15 protein-coding genes are annotated in these 15,289 nt (G+C 54.3%); 5 read left to right on the top strand and 10 right to left on the bottom strand.

All coding sequences use genetic code 11. The features are described 5' to 3' along the window. The first annotated feature begins 67 nt into the window (after positions 1-67). Together EAE_RS21770 and chbG are read left to right on the top strand one after the other, a co-directional pair. Positions 68-1,414 (top strand): 6-phospho-beta-glucosidase, encoded by a 1,347-nt coding sequence (locus tag EAE_RS21770; RefSeq protein ID WP_015705761.1) that lies wholly within the window; start codon positions 68-70, stop codon positions 1,412-1,414. A 12-nt stretch (positions 1,415-1,426) separates the two neighbouring features. Then, positions 1,427-2,185 (top strand): chitin disaccharide deacetylase, encoded by a 759-nt coding sequence (gene chbG / locus EAE_RS21765; protein WP_015705760.1) that lies wholly within the window; start codon positions 1,427-1,429, stop codon positions 2,183-2,185. A 40-nt stretch (positions 2,186-2,225) separates the two neighbouring features. On the opposite strand, the gene katE is transcribed toward chbG, so the two are convergent. Continuing rightward, the gene (gene katE, locus EAE_RS21760) at positions 2,226-4,484 is read right to left on the bottom strand and encodes a catalase HPII (protein WP_015705759.1); all 2,259 of its coding nucleotides are present in this window, start codon (positions 4,482-4,484) and stop codon (positions 2,226-2,228) included. Between the two features lie 172 nt (positions 4,485-4,656). On the opposite strand from katE, the gene cedA reads away from it, so the two are divergent. Continuing rightward, positions 4,657-4,929: a cell division activator CedA gene (cedA, locus tag EAE_RS21755; protein ID WP_071596072.1), complete on the top strand. Its 273-nt coding sequence runs from the start codon at positions 4,657-4,659 to the stop codon at positions 4,927-4,929. A 58-nt stretch (positions 4,930-4,987) separates the two neighbouring features. On the opposite strand, the gene EAE_RS21750 is transcribed toward cedA, so the two are convergent. From EAE_RS21750 to hxpB, 3 genes are all read right to left on the bottom strand, one after another. Further along, positions 4,988-6,379, bottom strand: a complete 1,392-nt coding sequence (locus EAE_RS21750; protein ID WP_015366191.1) for an L-cystine transporter — start codon at positions 6,377-6,379, stop codon at positions 4,988-4,990. 133 nt (positions 6,380-6,512) lie between these two features. Then, complete coding sequence (locus tag EAE_RS21745) at positions 6,513-7,103, bottom strand: metal-dependent hydrolase (RefSeq protein WP_015705758.1); 591 nt, start codon at positions 7,101-7,103, stop codon at positions 6,513-6,515. Between the two features lie 127 nt (positions 7,104-7,230). After that, entirely contained in the window at positions 7,231-7,899 is a 669-nt protein-coding gene (gene hxpB / locus EAE_RS21740) for a hexitol phosphatase HxpB (RefSeq protein ID WP_015366193.1), read from the bottom strand. A 151-nt stretch (positions 7,900-8,050) separates the two neighbouring features. Here hxpB and EAE_RS21735 point away from each other — a divergent pair, with 151 nt between their 5' ends. Further along, positions 8,051-8,587 (top strand): YniB family protein, encoded by a 537-nt coding sequence (locus tag EAE_RS21735; protein ID WP_015705757.1) that lies wholly within the window; start codon positions 8,051-8,053, stop codon positions 8,585-8,587. A gap of 33 nt (positions 8,588-8,620) precedes the next feature. On the opposite strand, the gene yciA is transcribed toward EAE_RS21735, so the two are convergent. The 5 genes from yciA to EAE_RS21710 form a co-directional block, all read right to left on the bottom strand. Beyond that, positions 8,621-9,019: an acyl-CoA thioester hydrolase YciA gene (yciA, locus tag EAE_RS21730; protein ID WP_015705756.1), complete on the bottom strand. Its 399-nt coding sequence runs from the start codon at positions 9,017-9,019 to the stop codon at positions 8,621-8,623. A gap of 101 nt (positions 9,020-9,120) precedes the next feature. Further along, entirely contained in the window at positions 9,121-11,304 is a 2,184-nt protein-coding gene (locus EAE_RS21725) for a TonB-dependent siderophore receptor (protein WP_015705755.1), read from the bottom strand. 286 nt (positions 11,305-11,590) lie between these two features. Beyond that, positions 11,591-12,130: a septation protein A gene (locus EAE_RS21720; protein ID WP_015366196.1), complete on the bottom strand. Its 540-nt coding sequence runs from the start codon at positions 12,128-12,130 to the stop codon at positions 11,591-11,593. Positions 12,131-12,181: 51 nt separating this feature from the next. After that, positions 12,182-12,925, bottom strand: coding sequence for a YciC family protein (locus EAE_RS21715; RefSeq protein WP_015366197.1), 744 nt, complete (start codon positions 12,923-12,925; stop codon positions 12,182-12,184). Positions 12,926-12,952: 27 nt separating this feature from the next. Then, positions 12,953-13,366 (bottom strand): YkgJ family cysteine cluster protein, encoded by a 414-nt coding sequence (locus EAE_RS21710; protein WP_015705754.1) that lies wholly within the window; start codon positions 13,364-13,366, stop codon positions 12,953-12,955. Positions 13,367-13,635: 269 nt separating this feature from the next. Between EAE_RS21710 and ompW the strand changes: the two genes are divergently transcribed. After that, positions 13,636-14,274 (top strand): outer membrane protein OmpW, encoded by a 639-nt coding sequence (ompW, locus tag EAE_RS21705; RefSeq protein WP_015705753.1) that lies wholly within the window; start codon positions 13,636-13,638, stop codon positions 14,272-14,274. Between the two features lie 42 nt (positions 14,275-14,316). Here ompW and EAE_RS21700 read toward each other — a convergent pair whose 3' ends face one another. Further along, entirely contained in the window at positions 14,317-15,252 is a 936-nt protein-coding gene (locus tag EAE_RS21700; protein WP_015705752.1) for a LysR family transcriptional regulator, read from the bottom strand. Between the last annotated feature and the right edge of the window lie 37 nt (positions 15,253-15,289).

Here is a 15,289-nt window from a genome sequence, read left to right as displayed (position 1 = left end):
AAGTTAACTGTCCGCATTTATGCGGAGAGCGGTCTACGTCTACGCGTAGCGCCTAAGGGAGAAAGATATGAGCCAGAAATTAAAAGTCGTGACTATCGGCGGCGGCAGCAGCTATACCCCGGAATTACTGGAAGGTTTCCTCAAACGCTATCATGAGCTGCCGGTAACGGAACTGTGGCTGGTGGACGTGGAAGAGGGGCAGGAAAAGCTCGATATCATCCATGCACTGTGCCAGCGGATGGTGGAAAAAGCCGGCGTGCCGATGAAAGTCTACAAAACTCTCGATCGCCGCGCGGCGCTGGAAGGGGCGGATTTCGTCACCACGCAACTGCGCGTTGGCCAGCTGAAAGCGCGTGAAAAAGATGAACGTATCCCGCTAAGCCATGGCTATCTTGGCCAGGAAACCAACGGTGCGGGCGGTCTGTTTAAAGGTCTGCGTACCATCCCGGTGATTTTCGATATCGTCAAAGATGTGCAGGAAATTTGCCCCGATGCGTGGATCATTAACTTTACCAACCCTGCGGGTATGGTCACCGAGGCGGTATACCGCCATACCAATTTCAAACGCTTTATCGGCGTGTGCAACATTCCAATCGGTATGAAGATGTTTATTACCGATGTGCTGCAACTGAGTCCGAGCGATGAGTTGAATATCGATCTGTTCGGTCTCAACCACCTGGTGTTCGTTCGCGATGTGCTGGTCAATGGCGTGTCGCGCTTCGATGAACTGCTGGACGGCGTGGCTTCTGGCCGTCTGACCGCGAACTCGGTGAAAAATATCTTCGACCTGCCGTTTAGCGAAGGGCTGATTCGCTCACTGCGCCTGATCCCATGCTCATATCTGCTTTATTACTTCAAGCCGAAAGAGATGCTGGCGATTGAGATGGGCGAGTACTACAAAGGCGGCGCGCGCGCTCAGGTCGTACAGAAGGTTGAAAAGCAGCTGTTCGAACTGTACAAAAATCCGGATCTGAACATTAAGCCGAGGGAGCTTGAGCAGCGCGGCGGCGCTTACTACTCTGATGCCGCCTGCGAGGTGATTAACGCCATCTACAATGATAAACAGGCCGAGCACTATGTGAATATTCCGCACCATGGCCATGTTGATAATATTCCGGCCGACTGGGCGGTAGAAATGACCTGCACGCTGGGCCGCGACGGCGCGAAGCCCACGCCGCGAATCACGCATTTTGATGAAAAAGTGTTGGGGCTGATTTATACCATCAAAGGCTTTGAAGTGGCGGCCAGCCAGGCGGCAATGAGCGGTGAGCTCAATGATGTGCTGCTGGCGCTCAATTTAAGCCCGCTGATTCATTCAGATCGTGATGCCGAGCAGTTGGCGCGGGAGATGATCCTCGCCCATGAGAAGTGGCTGCCGAACTTTGCAGCGACTATCGAAAAACTGAAACAGTAACGGGAGCGGCCGATGGAACGCGTATTGATCGTTAACGCCGATGATTATGGCCTGAGCAAAGGGCAGAATTACGGCATTATCGAAGCCTGCAAGAATGGACTGGTGACATCGACTACGGCGTTGGTCAACGGCGCGGCTATCGGCCACGCCGCCCAATTAAGCCGTAGCCTGCCTGAGCTGGCGGTGGGCATGCACTTTGTGTTGACACTGGGCGAGCCATTATCGGCGATGCCGGGGTTAACCCGCGACGGGCGGTTGGGCAAATGGATTTGGCAGATGGCGGAAGAGGACAGCCTGCCGCTGGATGAGATCGCCCACGAACTGGAGTGTCAGTACCGGCGTTTTATCGAACTGTTTGGTTGCGAACCAACGCATATCGACAGCCACCACCATGTGCATATGATCGCGCAGATCTATCCCATTGTCGCCGCCTTTGCGCGCGAAAAGGGCGTCGCTTTGCGTATCGATCGTCAGGTGGCGGCGCTGAATGGCCTCGACCAGGGTGCGGCGCGCAGTAGCGATGGCTTCAGCAGCGAATTTTACGGTGAAGCGGTTTCACAAGCGCTGTTCCTGCAGACGCTGGATGCGTCGATTGAACGGCAGGAAAACTCGCTGGAAGTGATGTGTCATCCGGCATTTGTCGATAACACCATTATGTGCAGCGCTTACTGCTATCCGCGGCTGACCGAACTGGACGTGCTGACGTCCGGCGAACTGAAGTACGCTATTGCGGAACGTGGCTACTGGCTCGGAAACTATCGCGACGTATAAAGAGAGGAAAGCCCGGCAGCCATAACTGCCGGGCTTTTTGTTACGCGGGTATGGCCGCAACTTTACTGCTTCTTGACCAGACGCGATGCGCGGCCAGTAGCGTCAGCAGTTTATCGACGCTAAGCGTGTTAATCGCGTCGCATTCGATAACCCCTTCTTCACCCGTAGCGGGCACCTGTAGCAGCGAACTAAACTGCCGCGCATCGCCCGCCAGTAAAATGGGCTTCAGATGCTTATAGGCTTCCAGCAGATAATAGCGGGCATCGCCGTTATCGCTGATGCTGCTCAGATTGCCGCCGGGAACGATAACCGCATCAACCGTCAACGACGGCGAGCCGGCGAAGGTTCCGGCGATCGGTAGCTGCGATCCATCATCGGCGCTGATTTCGCCCATACGCGAATAGAGCAGTTTGCTGTGGACGCCTCTGGCCTGCAGCGCTTGCAACAGGTTGAGTACATCCTGCGCACAGGTCTTCTCGTTGAGTAAAACCGCGACAATTCGTCCTTTTACGTCGCCATCGCCATCGGCGTAAAGGCTGAGGGTCGGGTCTTTCTCCACGCCGTTAACCGGCGCTGGCGGGGCAATATTCCGCTGCTCATCGCTGAGTTCGATACCGAGATTGTTGGCTACCGCTTCCGCCAGCCCGATATCAATATGCGCCAGATGATCGACCACCCGCTCGCGGATCCAAACTCTGACCACTTTGCTCAGCTCAAAACTAAAGCCGCCGATAATGTGCTGCTGTTCAATCGGCGTCTGGCTGAGCCAGAAAAGGCGAGGATGGGCGTAGTATTCGCCAAACGAGGGACTGCGGTTACGGATTTTCTCGCCATCAACGCGTTCCGCCAGCGATTCAAAGCCGCCGCGTTTCGGCGCCGGCGGCGTTTCACGGGGCCAGTTATCGTTGATAGAGTTGGGTTCATAGTTTGCCGGATTGGTATCAATCTCCATTCGGTGCATGCCGTCACGCTGGAAATTATGATACGGGCAGGTAGGGCGGTTAATCGGAATTTCGTGGAAATTTGGCCCGCCGAGGCGGCTAATTTGCGTATCAGTATAGGAGAAGAGTCGCCCTTGTAACAGCGGATCGTTACTAAAATCGATACCCGGCACAATATGACCCGGATGGAATGCCGCCTGTTCGTTCTCAGCGAAGAAGTTGTCGGGGTTACGGTTAAGCACCATTTTGCCGACTCGTTGAACGGGCACCAGCGCTTCCGGAATGAGCTTGGTCGGATCCAGCAGATCGAAGTCAAAATTGAACTCGTTTTCCTCCGGAATTAACTGCAGGCCGAGCTCGAATTCCGGATAATCGCCAGCCTCGATGGCTTCCCACAGATCGCGGCGATGGAAGTCCGGATCGCGGCCTGTTAATTTCTGCGCCTCATCCCATACCAGTGATGCTTTACCGGCCACCGGCTTCCAGTGGAAGCGCACAAAGGTAGCCTTCCCTTCGGCGTTAATCAGGCGGAAGGTATGAATACCGAAACCTTCCATCGTGCGATAGCTGCGCGGCAGGCCGCGGTCGGACATCGCCCACATGACGTTATGCAGCGTTTCCGGCTGTAGCGAAACATAATCCCAGAAGGTGTCATGGGCGCTTTGTCCCTGCGGGATTGCCCAGTGCGGTTCGGGTTTCACCGCATGGACAAAGTCAGGAAATTTAATCGCATCCTGGATAAAGAAAATTGGCGTGTTGTTGCCCACCAGGTCGAAAATGCCCTCTTCGGTATAGAATTTGGTGGCGAAGCCGCGGATATCGCGCACGGTATCGGCTGAACCCGCGCCGCCCTGAACGGTGGAGAAGCGGACAAAAACGGGGGTGATTTTTTCCGGCGCGGACAGAAAATCGGCTTTGGTAATCTCTTTCAGGCTTTTGTAAGGCTGGAAATAGCCGTGTGCGGCGGAACCGCGAGCATGAACGATACGCTCGGGAATGCGTTCATGGTCAAAGTGGGTAATTTTCTCACGTAAGATAAAATCTTCCAGCAACGTTGGCCCGCGGTTGCCGGCGCGCAACGAGTTTTGATCGTCGGCGATGCGTACCCCCTGATTGGTGGTCAGCGGAAAGTTTTCACCACCTTTACGCTGCGGCTCGAGGGTATCTAATTTTATGCTGTGAGTATCCGGCGCTTTCAGGCTACCCGGCGCCGTCGGCTCCTCCCCGGGCGCGGTTGGCTGGGGGGTAGGGCGCCACTCGCGGTCTTCCGGCGCCAGTGAATCGAGGCCCGGTTTTGCTTCATCACTATCATGTACCGGAGCCTGTCGGCTGTGTGGGTCGTGGTGCTTATCTGACATCTGCTCGTCTCCTGCTTTCATTGCTAAAAGTGGTCGTTGCTAAACCAAAACCCTTCTAACTATAGAACATTGTGCTGAGGATGCTGCTCAGGCAGGAATAGAGTTATCCTAAAATGCGCATCGTGCCAGGAGGGGCGACGAAAAGGGGGGCAATCGGCTATGATAGGGGTTTATGTTCCCGCTTTGCTTAGTGAATCCATCTGTTATGAAATCATTGCGCCAACAAAATCGCCCTATCATTAGCTACGTGCCGCGCGTCGAGCCTGCGCCGCCGGATCATGCCGTTAAAATGGACCATTTTCGCGATGTCTGGATATTGCGGGGCAAATATGTCGCCTTTGTACTGATGGGCGAGCGTTTCCGCCGCTCGCCGGCGTTCACCGTGCCGGAATCGGCGCAGCGCTGGGCTAATCAGATTCGCCAGGAAGGTGAAATAGAGGCATGACCTCATAGGAAAATAAAAAAGCCGCTGAAATTCAGCGGCTTTTTTGTGGCTGTTAACGTTAGCGATGCGCCAGTTCGGCGTCTTCTTCGCTATCGAGGATGGCTTTATCCGTCTGGCGCAGCCACTGACTGGTCAGCGTGCCGGCGGTCATTGAACCGTTAACGTTGAGGGCTGTACGGCCCATATCAATCAGTGGCTCGACGGAAATCAGCAGTGCGACCAGCGTGACCGGCAGACCCATCGCCGGCAGCACGATCAAGGCCGCGAAGGTGGCGCCGCCGCCAACGCCGGCTACGCCCGCGGAGCTCACGGTGACGATACCCACGAGGGTGGCAATCCACATTGGATCCAACGGGTTGATGCCAACGGTCGGGGCTACCATTACCGCCAGCATTGCCGGATAGATACCGGCGCAGCCGTTCTGACCAATCGTCGCGCCGAATGAGGCGGAGAAGCTGGCAATGGATTCCGGTACGCCCAGACGGCGCGTCTGCGCTTCCACGTTCAGCGGAATAGAAGCCGCGCTGGAACGGCTGGTAAAGGCGAAGGTAATCACCGGCCAGACTTTACGGAAATACTTCAGCGGACTGACGCCATTGACGGCTAACAGCAGACCGTGCACCACAAACATGATGCCCAGCGCGATGTAAGAAGCCACTACGAAACCGCCGAGCTTGATGATGTCGTGCAGGTTGGAGCCGGCAACCACTTTGGTCATCAGCGCCAGCACGCCGTATGGGGTCAGCTGCATCACCAGACGCACCAGCTTCATCACCCAGCCCTGCAGCGTGTCGATGGCGGTCAGGACGCGTTGGCCTTTCTCCACATCGTCTTTCAGCAGCTTCAGCGCCGCGACGCCAAGGAACGCCGAGAAGATAACGATACTGATGATCGAGGTCGGGTTCGCGCCGGTCAGATCGGCAAACGGGTTTTTCGGCACAAACGACAGGATCAGCTGCGGAACGCTCAGATCTGATACTTTACCGACATAGTTGCTCTGGATGGCGTTCAGACGGGCGGTTTCCGCGCTGCCCTGCACCAGGCCTTCAGCGGTGAGGCCAAACAGGTTGGTCACCAGTACGCCGACCAGCGCGGCGATAAGGGTGGTGAACAACAGCGTACCGATGCTCAGGAAACTGATTTTACCCAGCTGAGAGGCATTGTGCAGGCGCGCCACCGCGCTCAAAATGGAGGCGAAGACCAGCGGCATAACGATCATCTGCAGCAGTTGCACATAGCCGTTACCGACGATATTGAACCACTGAATAGAATCTTTCAGAACCTGGCTGTCGGAGCCGTAAACCAGCTGCAGGCCGAGACCAAAGATAACGCCGATAACGAGACCGACCAGTACTTTTTTAGCGAGGCTCCACTGTTTGTGGCGGGTTTGAGCCAGCGCAAACAGTAAAACCGCGAACACGACAACGTTCGCTATTAATGGAAAATTCATCCCCGTTCTCCTGATATCTTGTTACCTGGGTTGGTCTGAAACCAACTCTTATGGCGCCAAGAGTAGCAGAAGGCCTTATTGCTTTCTTATACTCAAATGGAATGGGTTATAACCAAAAAAACATTTAGCGTATTTATCGTTCAGCCTGATGGTTAATAAAGCGATTAAAGGTTATTTGCAGCGAATTAATCATATTGGATGACCAGCGCACGGCGCTATTTTCGGCCATGCTTTGCGGCATCCAGACGGCGTAAATGAACAGCGCCATGCACAGCGCGCGCTCGAGCTGATTGCCTTTGCGCGGCGCGAGGATTGGTAGGCGGAACCGCCAGCGGCAGGGCCACAGCAGCGGTACGCCGGCCGGGGTGAGCATATCGGCGAGTATATGACTGAGGTAGCCGAGTACTAAACCCTGCAGCGCATCGGCCGGGATAATCCAGCTCTCCGGCACTTTAAGATAGAACAGCGCCAGCGCGCCGAATACCGCCAGCAGGCTGTGGGTAAAACCGCGATGGCCGAAGGCGCGGGCTACCGGTTTGGAAACCCAGCTTAAACGTTGGCCGAGGAAAGATTTCGGATGGTCGATATCGGGCAGCAGGCAGGTCAGCACGGCGGAAGGAACGATATGCCACCAGTCCCCCTGCGCCAGCACGGGGGTTAATTCTGCATTTTTTGCAAATACCGCACAGGCGATAGAAAAGAAGAGGTGGCCTTCCGCCGTCATGATAAAAACCCTAAACTGTCAATTCATACAGTATAGGGTTTTTATACAGTATAGGGAAGAGGTGACGGTGTAACTCTTTGTCACAAGGTTGACACATTTTGACGACGCCAATGTCAGCGCAAGCCGCTTAGCCGCGCAGGTCTGCTACCGTCAGCTGCTGCAGAGACGTCAGTTTCACATCGGCCAGTACAAAACGCGGATCGCGGCTGTTTTCTGCTTCCGGAACCACAATTGAGCGCATTCGCGCCGCTTTGCTGGCGATCATGCCGTTAACAGAATCCTCCAGCGCCACGCAAGACATCGGTGCGATGCCAAGCTTAGCGGCGCAATCGAGATAGACCTGGGGGTGAGGTTTGCTGTATGGCAGATGTTCGGCGGAAGCCAGCGCGTCAAACTGGTCGCGTAGTTCAAACATTTCCAGCACTTTTTCCAGCATATGCAGCGGCGACGCCGAAGCGAGACCGATTTTTAGTCCCTGGGCTTTACACAGCGCCACGGCTTCACGCACGCCGGGCAGCAACGGCCGTGACTCCTCGACCAGTTGAATGGCGCGGCGGATAATGCTGGCGGTTACCTCTGCGCGGTCCGGGCCTCGCCAGGGCTGTTGCGCAAACCACAAATCGACCACCAGGTCGATGCGCAGCCCCAGCAGGTCCGGCAATTCATCACGGCGGCTAATATCCACTCCGAGGCTGTCCAGTACCTCCAGCTCTGCGCGGTCCCATAGCGGCTCTGAATCGATAAGCAGGCCATCCATATCGAAAATAGCGGCAAGAATCTGGCGCTTCGCTGACATAAGTTCCTCTCCATTGGCGTAAGTAGATAACGAAATTGTCCATATGGTATATCATACCGCGCTGAAGCAGGCGAAATTCGCTGACGAAGATAGACTTATACCTGACTCTATGGCGGCATGGAGAGTCTGGCGTTTTAAACAAGGGGAACTCATGACGTATCAACAAGCTGGACGCATTGCGGTCATTAAACGCATTTTGGGATGGGTCATCTTCATTCCAGCCGTGCTGTCTACGCTGATTTCCGTACTGAAATTTATGTACGAGCATAGCGAAAAGAAACCGGGTATTGATGCGGTGATGATGGATTTCGCCCACCTGATGATTGAGATGGTGCGTTTTAATACGCCGTTCCTGAATTTCTTCTGGTACAACTCGCCGCTGCCGGAGTTCAAACATGCGTTGAACATCGGTTTCTGGATTATCTACGCGCTGGTGTTTGTTGGCATGGCGTTGCAGGCTTCCGGCGCGCGGATGGGCCGCCAGGCGAAGTTTCTACGCGAAGGGGTGGAAGATCAGTTGATTCTGGAACAGGCTAAAGGAGCGGAAGGTCTGTCTCGTGAACAGCTTGCCGAACGTATTGTCGTACCGCGTCATACCATCCTGAAGCAGTATTTTACGCTTTACGTGCTGCCGATTGTGGTGATTGTGATTGGCTATGTTTTCTTCTCATTGCTTGGATTCCTGTAAATAGACAAACGGCCCGGGTAACCGGGCCATTTATCATTCGGCAGGAAGCGCTCGCGGCTTGCCTTCATTGTCTACCGCCACATAAATAAACAGGGCTTCCGTTGCCTTATAACGCTGGCCCAGCGGTTCCGTCGATACTTTTTTCACCCATACCTCAATATTAATGGTGATTGAGGTGTTACCGCGTTTTACGCAGCGGGCATAGCAGCACACGACATCGCCAACGGCGACCGGGCGTAAAAAAGTCATACCATCAACACGGACGGTCACAACGCGGCCGCGGGCAATCTCTTTGGCCATAATCGCGCCGCCGATATCCATCTGCGACATCAACCAGCCGCCAAAAATATCGCCGTTCGCGTTGGTATCCGCCGGCATGGCCAGGGTGCGTAAAACCAATTCGCCCTTCGGGGCGAGATCTGTTGTTGTCATTCTATACTCTGTACTAGTCAAAGAAGATCAGGCGCGATGCTACTATGAAAACGGCGCAGAGAGAATAGGGGAATACGCCCGTCGGTACGGGCGTCGGCTATTTAGAAACTTAGGGTGACGCCGGCGTAATAGGCGCGCCCCGGCTCGTTGTAGGTTGAAGCGCCGGCATTCTCGCGATAAATCTGCTTATCAAACAGGTTACTGATACCAGCGTTCAGGCGGATATCTTTCATCAACTGATAGTTGCCGCCGATCCCCACTATCGAATAAGCGCCGACTTCATTGGTGGCGAGAACCCCGGTCTCGTTGCGAATTTCCGCGTACTGACGCGGCTTTTGACGACCATACATCGTCCAGTTTATGTTAGCCGACAGTTTGCTGTTTACCTGCCAGTCAAGCATGGTATTGATAGTATATTTCGGGATCACCGACAGCGGATTGCCGGTATCTTTACTTTCCGATTTAATCATCCAGGTCGCGTTGGTGCGCCAGTTCAGGGTGTCGGTAATCAATGGGATCAGCACAGTCCCTTCCAGTCCTTCCACTACGGCTTTACCGCCGTTCTGCCACTGTAGAATGTTGTTGCCGCTGGAAGTGTAGCCGAGCACCTCGGTGCCGGAGACGATTTTGTTTTTGTAATCATTACGGAACCAGGTGATCCCGGCGTTATAGCCGCCGGCGTTGAATTCCAGCCCAAGCTCTTTATTGATGCTGATTTCCGGATCCAGATCCGGGTTGCCGAGCAGATAGCAACTGCCTGTTGCAATGGCGTTCGGGCATCCGTTGCCGCGGGTGGAGAGCAGATAACCTTCGCTGGATTGATATAAATTCGGTGCTTTAAATACCCGTGCGATACCGGCTTTGACTTTAAACCACTCACCTAATGCCTGCGAAAGGTTGAGGCTTGGGCTCCAGTTACTGCCGAACTGGTTGTGGTAATCGAAACGCAGGCCGGGAATGATGTTAGTTCCCGGCGTGGCTTCGATATTATCTTCCAGGTAGATCCCGGTTAACGTAGCGCTGTTTTTGCTACTACGATCGGCGGCGTTGCCGCTGGTGCCGGCGATGGTTTCACCGCTCACGTCTGTGGCCTGCATTGACGCCGGGTCGTTAAGTTCGTCGCGGTTCCACTCCATGCCAAGCGTCAATGTCTGATCTGCCAACCAATAGAAAGGAATGTTTAACTCGCCTGTGGAGCGCCATGATTCCAGACGGCTGGTGGCGTATTCATCGCTATTGATCATCCCCTCGACGCGGCCGGTTGATCCTTCCTGCAGGCGGGTATTATTGGTTTTTTCATAATAAACGCCGGCTTTTGACTGTCCCCAATCCCAAATTCCGTTATAGGTTAGCCCCCACGACTGGCGATACAGGCGGTTGGTCTCATGGCCGTAGAGTGAATCAACCAGGCCATTGGGGCTAAGGTTGCCGTTACTGTACTGGGTATCGCCGGCATAAATATTGCCCTGGCGGCTGTAGGCATAGTTGAAATCGAGGATCTGTTGTGGGGTCATTTTCCACGACAGCAGGGCGTTAATATCTTTATTACGCACGCCTTCGCGACCGGCGGCGTATGAGCCATTCTGCGCATGGTTGATATCCCAGGCGTCAGCATCGGTTTTATTGATGTTGCCGTACAAACGCATGGTGAGGGCATCGCCTGCCAGCGGCCCGCTGAGGTTAAAGTTGGCCCGGTTGGTGGCGCCTTCTTTGTTATTCTCCGGTTGATTGGTGAAGAACGACAGTGAGCCGTGCCAGTCGTTGGTTGGTCGTTTGGTAATGATATTCACCACGCCGCCGGCCGCGCCGGACCCATAGCGGGCCGCAGCGGGTCCGCGCAGGACTTCAATTCGTTCAACCATTTCAGCGGGTACCCAATTACTATCACCGCGGGTATCGCGTTCACCGCGCCAGCTGTAACGTACCGAATTTCGTGAGGTAACCGGTACGCCATCGATCAAAATCAGCGTGTTTTCGGGGCCCATCCCGCGAATGTCGATTTGACGGTTGTTACCGCGGCTACCGCTGGCGCTGTTGCCGGTCAGATTCACGCCGGGCATCTTACGGATGATTTCTGACAGGTCATTCACCGGCGGCTCTTTGGCAATATCGTCGGCAGTGATAATCGAAACGCCGGGCTGTTGTTTTAACGCTTCTTCGGCGGTGCTGTAGACCACCATGGTTTCAGTATCCTGTTCGGCTTCTTCGGCCAAACTCTCCGCTGAAAAGAAGCTGGCGATAATGAAGGTAAGGGGAGCGAGGGGGAATGCGGTGTTCGTTCTCATTGTAAATATCCGTATCAAAATAAAACAAGAACGTGAATATTAATAATAATCATTATCATTACAATCAGGCGAGACGAAACTTCATCAAATCCTCACAATTGGCGCAATTTTTCCTGTTTGATGAAGAAAGCGTGAAGGCGAGCCGTTGGGGAATGGCGTAATAAGAGGCGGCTTACCCACTCTTTCGGAAGTTAAATTTGAACTGAACGGGATAGGAGGTAGAGAAAAGAAATGAAAAGCACAAGGGAGGCGGTACGCGCCGGCCAGCGCGTACCGTTAAGAGGTATTAGTGCTTATCGTCCTGCGGCATGTGGCGGTAGATATAGACGCCGCTCAATAGGGTAAAGACCAGGGTCAATGCCGTTAAACCGAAGACTTTGAAGTTGACCCAGATATTCTGCGGCAGCCAGAACGCGATGTAGATATTGGCCAGCCCGCAGAGAATAAAGAACAGCGCCCAGGCCAGATTCAGCCGTGACCACACCTGCTGCGGCAGCGTCAGCTCTTTGCCAAGCATGCGTTGGATAAGCGGTTTTTTCATTACCCACTGGCTGAACAGCAGGGCGCCAGCAAACAGGGCGTAGATGACGGTCACTTTCCACTTAATGAATTCATCGTTGTGGAAGAAGATAGTCAGACCGCCGAAGACGGCGACCAGCACAAAAGTGATCAGCGCCATCTTTTCAACTTTACGATAGCGCACCCAGCTATAAATGAGGACCACCGCGGTGGCGACGATCAGCGCGGTGGTTGCGGCGTAGATATCGTAAATCTTATAAAAAGCGAAGAAGACTACGAGCGGTAAAAAATCGAGAAACTGCTTCATACATCAATTCCGTCGTTCAGGAAGGGCCGGAATACTCGGCCCAGATTAAAGTTAGTTGCGAATAAGCATATACAAGCGGAACAAATAGATCAGCAACAGCGCAGAGAACAGATTGCTGATGGTATTAATGACCACGGCGGCGACGTTTGGCGACAGCGTTGCGAAGCTTGAAGCAAGCAGCAGCAGCGCCGTTTTTGCCAGCAGCCAGCCCAGTACCGCTGGCGCCACCAGACGCATATTAGCCCACGCCAGACGCATACTGCCGCGCATTGCGCTAAAGATGCCGATTTTATCCTGCACCAGCATCACCGGCGCGAACGCCAGGACAATCGCCAGCAGCACGCCCGGCACCAGCACCAGCATCATCCCCATCTGTACCACGAAGGTGGTGAACAGGATAAGCAGCAACAGTTTCGGCAGAACCGGCGCCGCGGCGCCGATCGCCCGCAGCGCGCTGACGCGATGCCCGGCGGAGATCAGCTGGATCAGCAACAGTACGCCGCCGACGAGGATGGCATTCCCCACCAGGCCGGAGAAGGTTGAGGCTGCCGACGCGCGCAGCAAGATCTGCTGCTGTTCCGGCGTCATGTTCTGCACCAGCTCAAACAAGCCGGCGCTGCCCGCCAGGTTATCGCCTTCGCTGAGGATCGATAACTGCTCGTCACTGGGCGAAAAGGCATGGCCAATGACTACCGTGATGAACGCGCATAACAACGCAATCAGCAGAATAGTAACGAACTGATTACGAAAAAAATTCCCCGTGTCACGGTAGACGGACTTCGCCGTGATAGACATGCATTCTCCTTGAGTCTTGCAGGTGTTTTAACTAGCCGGGGATTGTACCGCAAAACGTGGTTGGGTAGCAGTCTCTGCCGTTGTCACGGTAAGTATATCTTTGTAAAGAGTTCCCAGCGGCGGCAGGCCGTAGCGGGCACGGGCGCGATCGCACGCTTCGTTGAGTTCGCCGCCTTCGCCTGACATAGCAAATTCGCGGCAGGGGGAAGGCCGCTGATGATAGATGGTGCAGTGCACCGATTCGCCGATTTCGCCGCTTAAGGCTGTGCAGCGGCTTTGCCGCTGATTGGTGCCGCTCATGCAGCGCAGAAAAGGGGTAAGGGGTTCGGTGAGCTGCGTAGGTACCACGCCGCCGGCGTCGTCGGCTTCAGCCCAATAGAAGGAGACTCGAAAATACGCACAACAGGCACCGCACGTCATGCACGGGTTGATTTCACTCATAATTACACCTGAAAAAAACGCATCAACACAAATTGTCGGCAATTAAATTAGCTATCCGCACGATCGGCGACAAGAGGGGGACGCAAAAATTTTTCTCACGGGTAAAAATTGATGTAAGGACAAATCAGAACGTTACTGAGTGCTGCAAAAATTAATCTGGATCAATAAATGTTAAATCTAATGGCCTGGTGTGATCTAAAACAGATCAAAACTAACTCATTGTAGGTATATTTGCTGCCGCTGATAAAAACCATAATGGGGACATGGATATGAAGAAAATTGCAGCGGCGGCATTGATCTTAGGTACGCTTTCTGGTGGTAGCGCCTGGGCGCATGAAGCGGGGGAGTTTTTTATTCGCGCGGGTTCGGCGACGGTTCGCCCGACTGAGGGTTCTGACAACGTACTGGGTAGTCTCGGCGGTTTTAACGTCAGTAATAACACCCAGTTAGGTTTAACCTTTACCTATATGGCGACCGACAATATCGGTATCGAACTGCTGGCGGCAACGCCGTTCCGCCACAAGGTCGGTACCGGGCCGACCGGCACCATCGCTACCGTACACCAGTTGCCGCCGACGCTGATGGCGCAGTGGTACTTTGGCGATGCGCAAAGCAAAGTGCGCCCGTATGTCGGCGCCGGTATTAACTATACAACCTTCTTTAACAATGATTTCAACGATACCGGTAAGGACGCCGGGCTTTCCGACCTGAGCCTGAAGGATTCATGGGGCGCGGCAGGACAGGTTGGCCTGGATTATCTGATTGACCGCAATTGGCTGCTGAACATGTCAGTGTGGTACATGGATATCGACACCGACGTGAAATTTAAAGCTAACGGAGAGAATCAGACCGTCAGTACCCGTCTGGACCCGTGGGTGTTTATGTTCTCTGCCGGTTATCGGTTCTAATGGTTTAAAAAAACTGGCCGTTCGCGGCCAGTTTTATCCTCTTCAGACCAACCGATGGGCGTGCAGTTTGGCGCTTTCCATAATGCTATCCATTATCACCTGCACGCGATGCGGCAACACGCCTCGTTGACGATAAATCAACCACGCCTGCATATTCACGCCGCGTTCTCGTGGCAGACAGGGCTGTAGCGTACCCGCTTCTAATTCCGCCGCGACGGAGTAAAAAGGGGCATATACGATGCCCAGGCCCTGCTTGGCAAGCTCGATAGCCGGCAAAATGTTATCGCATACGCTGGAACCGTTGACCTCTACCTGAATACTCTCACCCGCGGCGTTATAGCAATGCCAACTGTTGCGGATCCCGCCCAACGTACGCAAAGTGATGCAGCGGTGCTGCGCAAGCTCATCAACATCGTGCAGGGGCGACTGCACAATATAATCCGCGCAGGCAAACAGCCCCATGCGAAAGCGAGTGAGTGGCCTTGCGATCAGGCTTTCGTCCTGCGGTTGGAAAAAGCTAATCAGCAGATCGCAATCGCTATCAAAAAGCGTCCCGTATTTCTGTTCGCGCTCGTCGGGATTGCGGGTGAGAATATTGACGGTTAATTCCGGCGCCGAACGTAGCACCGGCGGCAAAAGGTATCGGGCAAGGAAAGCCTGAATGCCGATCGGCGCGCCGAGCGTCACCATGCCGTTGAGGCTGCGTTTCCAGGTACCGGACATATCAAGCAGATCATTATGCTTATCCAGCAGAATATCCGCCCGGCGCAGGAACTGCTCGCCAAACTCGCTCAGGATTAACGCCCGTGGATGGCGGATAAAGATCTCCAGCCCCAGGCGCCGTTCCAGCGCATTCAGCGCCCGCGACACATTCGACTGCGGCATGTCCAGTAGTTGGGCGGCTTTGCTCACGCTTGCCGTTTCGGCAATCATGCGAACGATGCGGAGTTCGTCAATGCGCAGGTCTTTTTCTTTCACAAGGTTGGTTCTTTTGGTTTGCTATATCAAAAATGAT

Origin of the sequence: Klebsiella aerogenes KCTC 2190, from assembly GCF_000215745.1 — a bacterium.
Taxonomy (GTDB): Bacteria; Pseudomonadota; Gammaproteobacteria; order Enterobacterales; family Enterobacteriaceae; genus Klebsiella; species Klebsiella aerogenes.
Note: the sequence above shows the minus strand (reverse complement) of the source record. Positions and strands in the feature narration are given on the sequence as shown.

Coding starts and splice junctions, on each gene's coding strand:
- EAE_RS21770 (WP_015705761.1), top strand. CDS start 68: ATGAGCCAGAAATTAAAAGTCGTGACTATCGGCGGCGGCAGCAGCTAT.
- chbG (WP_015705760.1), top strand. CDS start 1,427: ATGGAACGCGTATTGATCGTTAACGCCGATGATTATGGCCTGAGCAAA.
- katE (WP_015705759.1), bottom strand. CDS start 4,484: ATGTCAGATAAGCACCACGACCCACACAGCCGACAGGCTCCGGTACAT.
- cedA (WP_071596072.1), top strand. CDS start 4,657: ATGTTCCCGCTTTGCTTAGTGAATCCATCTGTTATGAAATCATTGCGC.
- EAE_RS21750 (WP_015366191.1), bottom strand. CDS start 6,379: ATGAATTTTCCATTAATAGCGAACGTTGTCGTGTTCGCGGTTTTACTG.
- EAE_RS21745 (WP_015705758.1), bottom strand. CDS start 7,103: ATGACGGCGGAAGGCCACCTCTTCTTTTCTATCGCCTGTGCGGTATTT.
- hxpB (WP_015366193.1), bottom strand. CDS start 7,899: ATGTCAGCGAAGCGCCAGATTCTTGCCGCTATTTTCGATATGGATGGC.
- EAE_RS21735 (WP_015705757.1), top strand. CDS start 8,051: ATGACGTATCAACAAGCTGGACGCATTGCGGTCATTAAACGCATTTTG.
- yciA (WP_015705756.1), bottom strand. CDS start 9,019: ATGACAACAACAGATCTCGCCCCGAAGGGCGAATTGGTTTTACGCACC.
- EAE_RS21725 (WP_015705755.1), bottom strand. CDS start 11,304: ATGAGAACGAACACCGCATTCCCCCTCGCTCCCCTTACCTTCATTATC.
- EAE_RS21720 (WP_015366196.1), bottom strand. CDS start 12,130: ATGAAGCAGTTTCTCGATTTTTTACCGCTCGTAGTCTTCTTCGCTTTT.
- EAE_RS21715 (WP_015366197.1), bottom strand. CDS start 12,925: ATGTCTATCACGGCGAAGTCCGTCTACCGTGACACGGGGAATTTTTTT.
- EAE_RS21710 (WP_015705754.1), bottom strand. CDS start 13,366: ATGAGTGAAATCAACCCGTGCATGACGTGCGGTGCCTGTTGTGCGTAT.
- ompW (WP_015705753.1), top strand. CDS start 13,636: ATGAAGAAAATTGCAGCGGCGGCATTGATCTTAGGTACGCTTTCTGGT.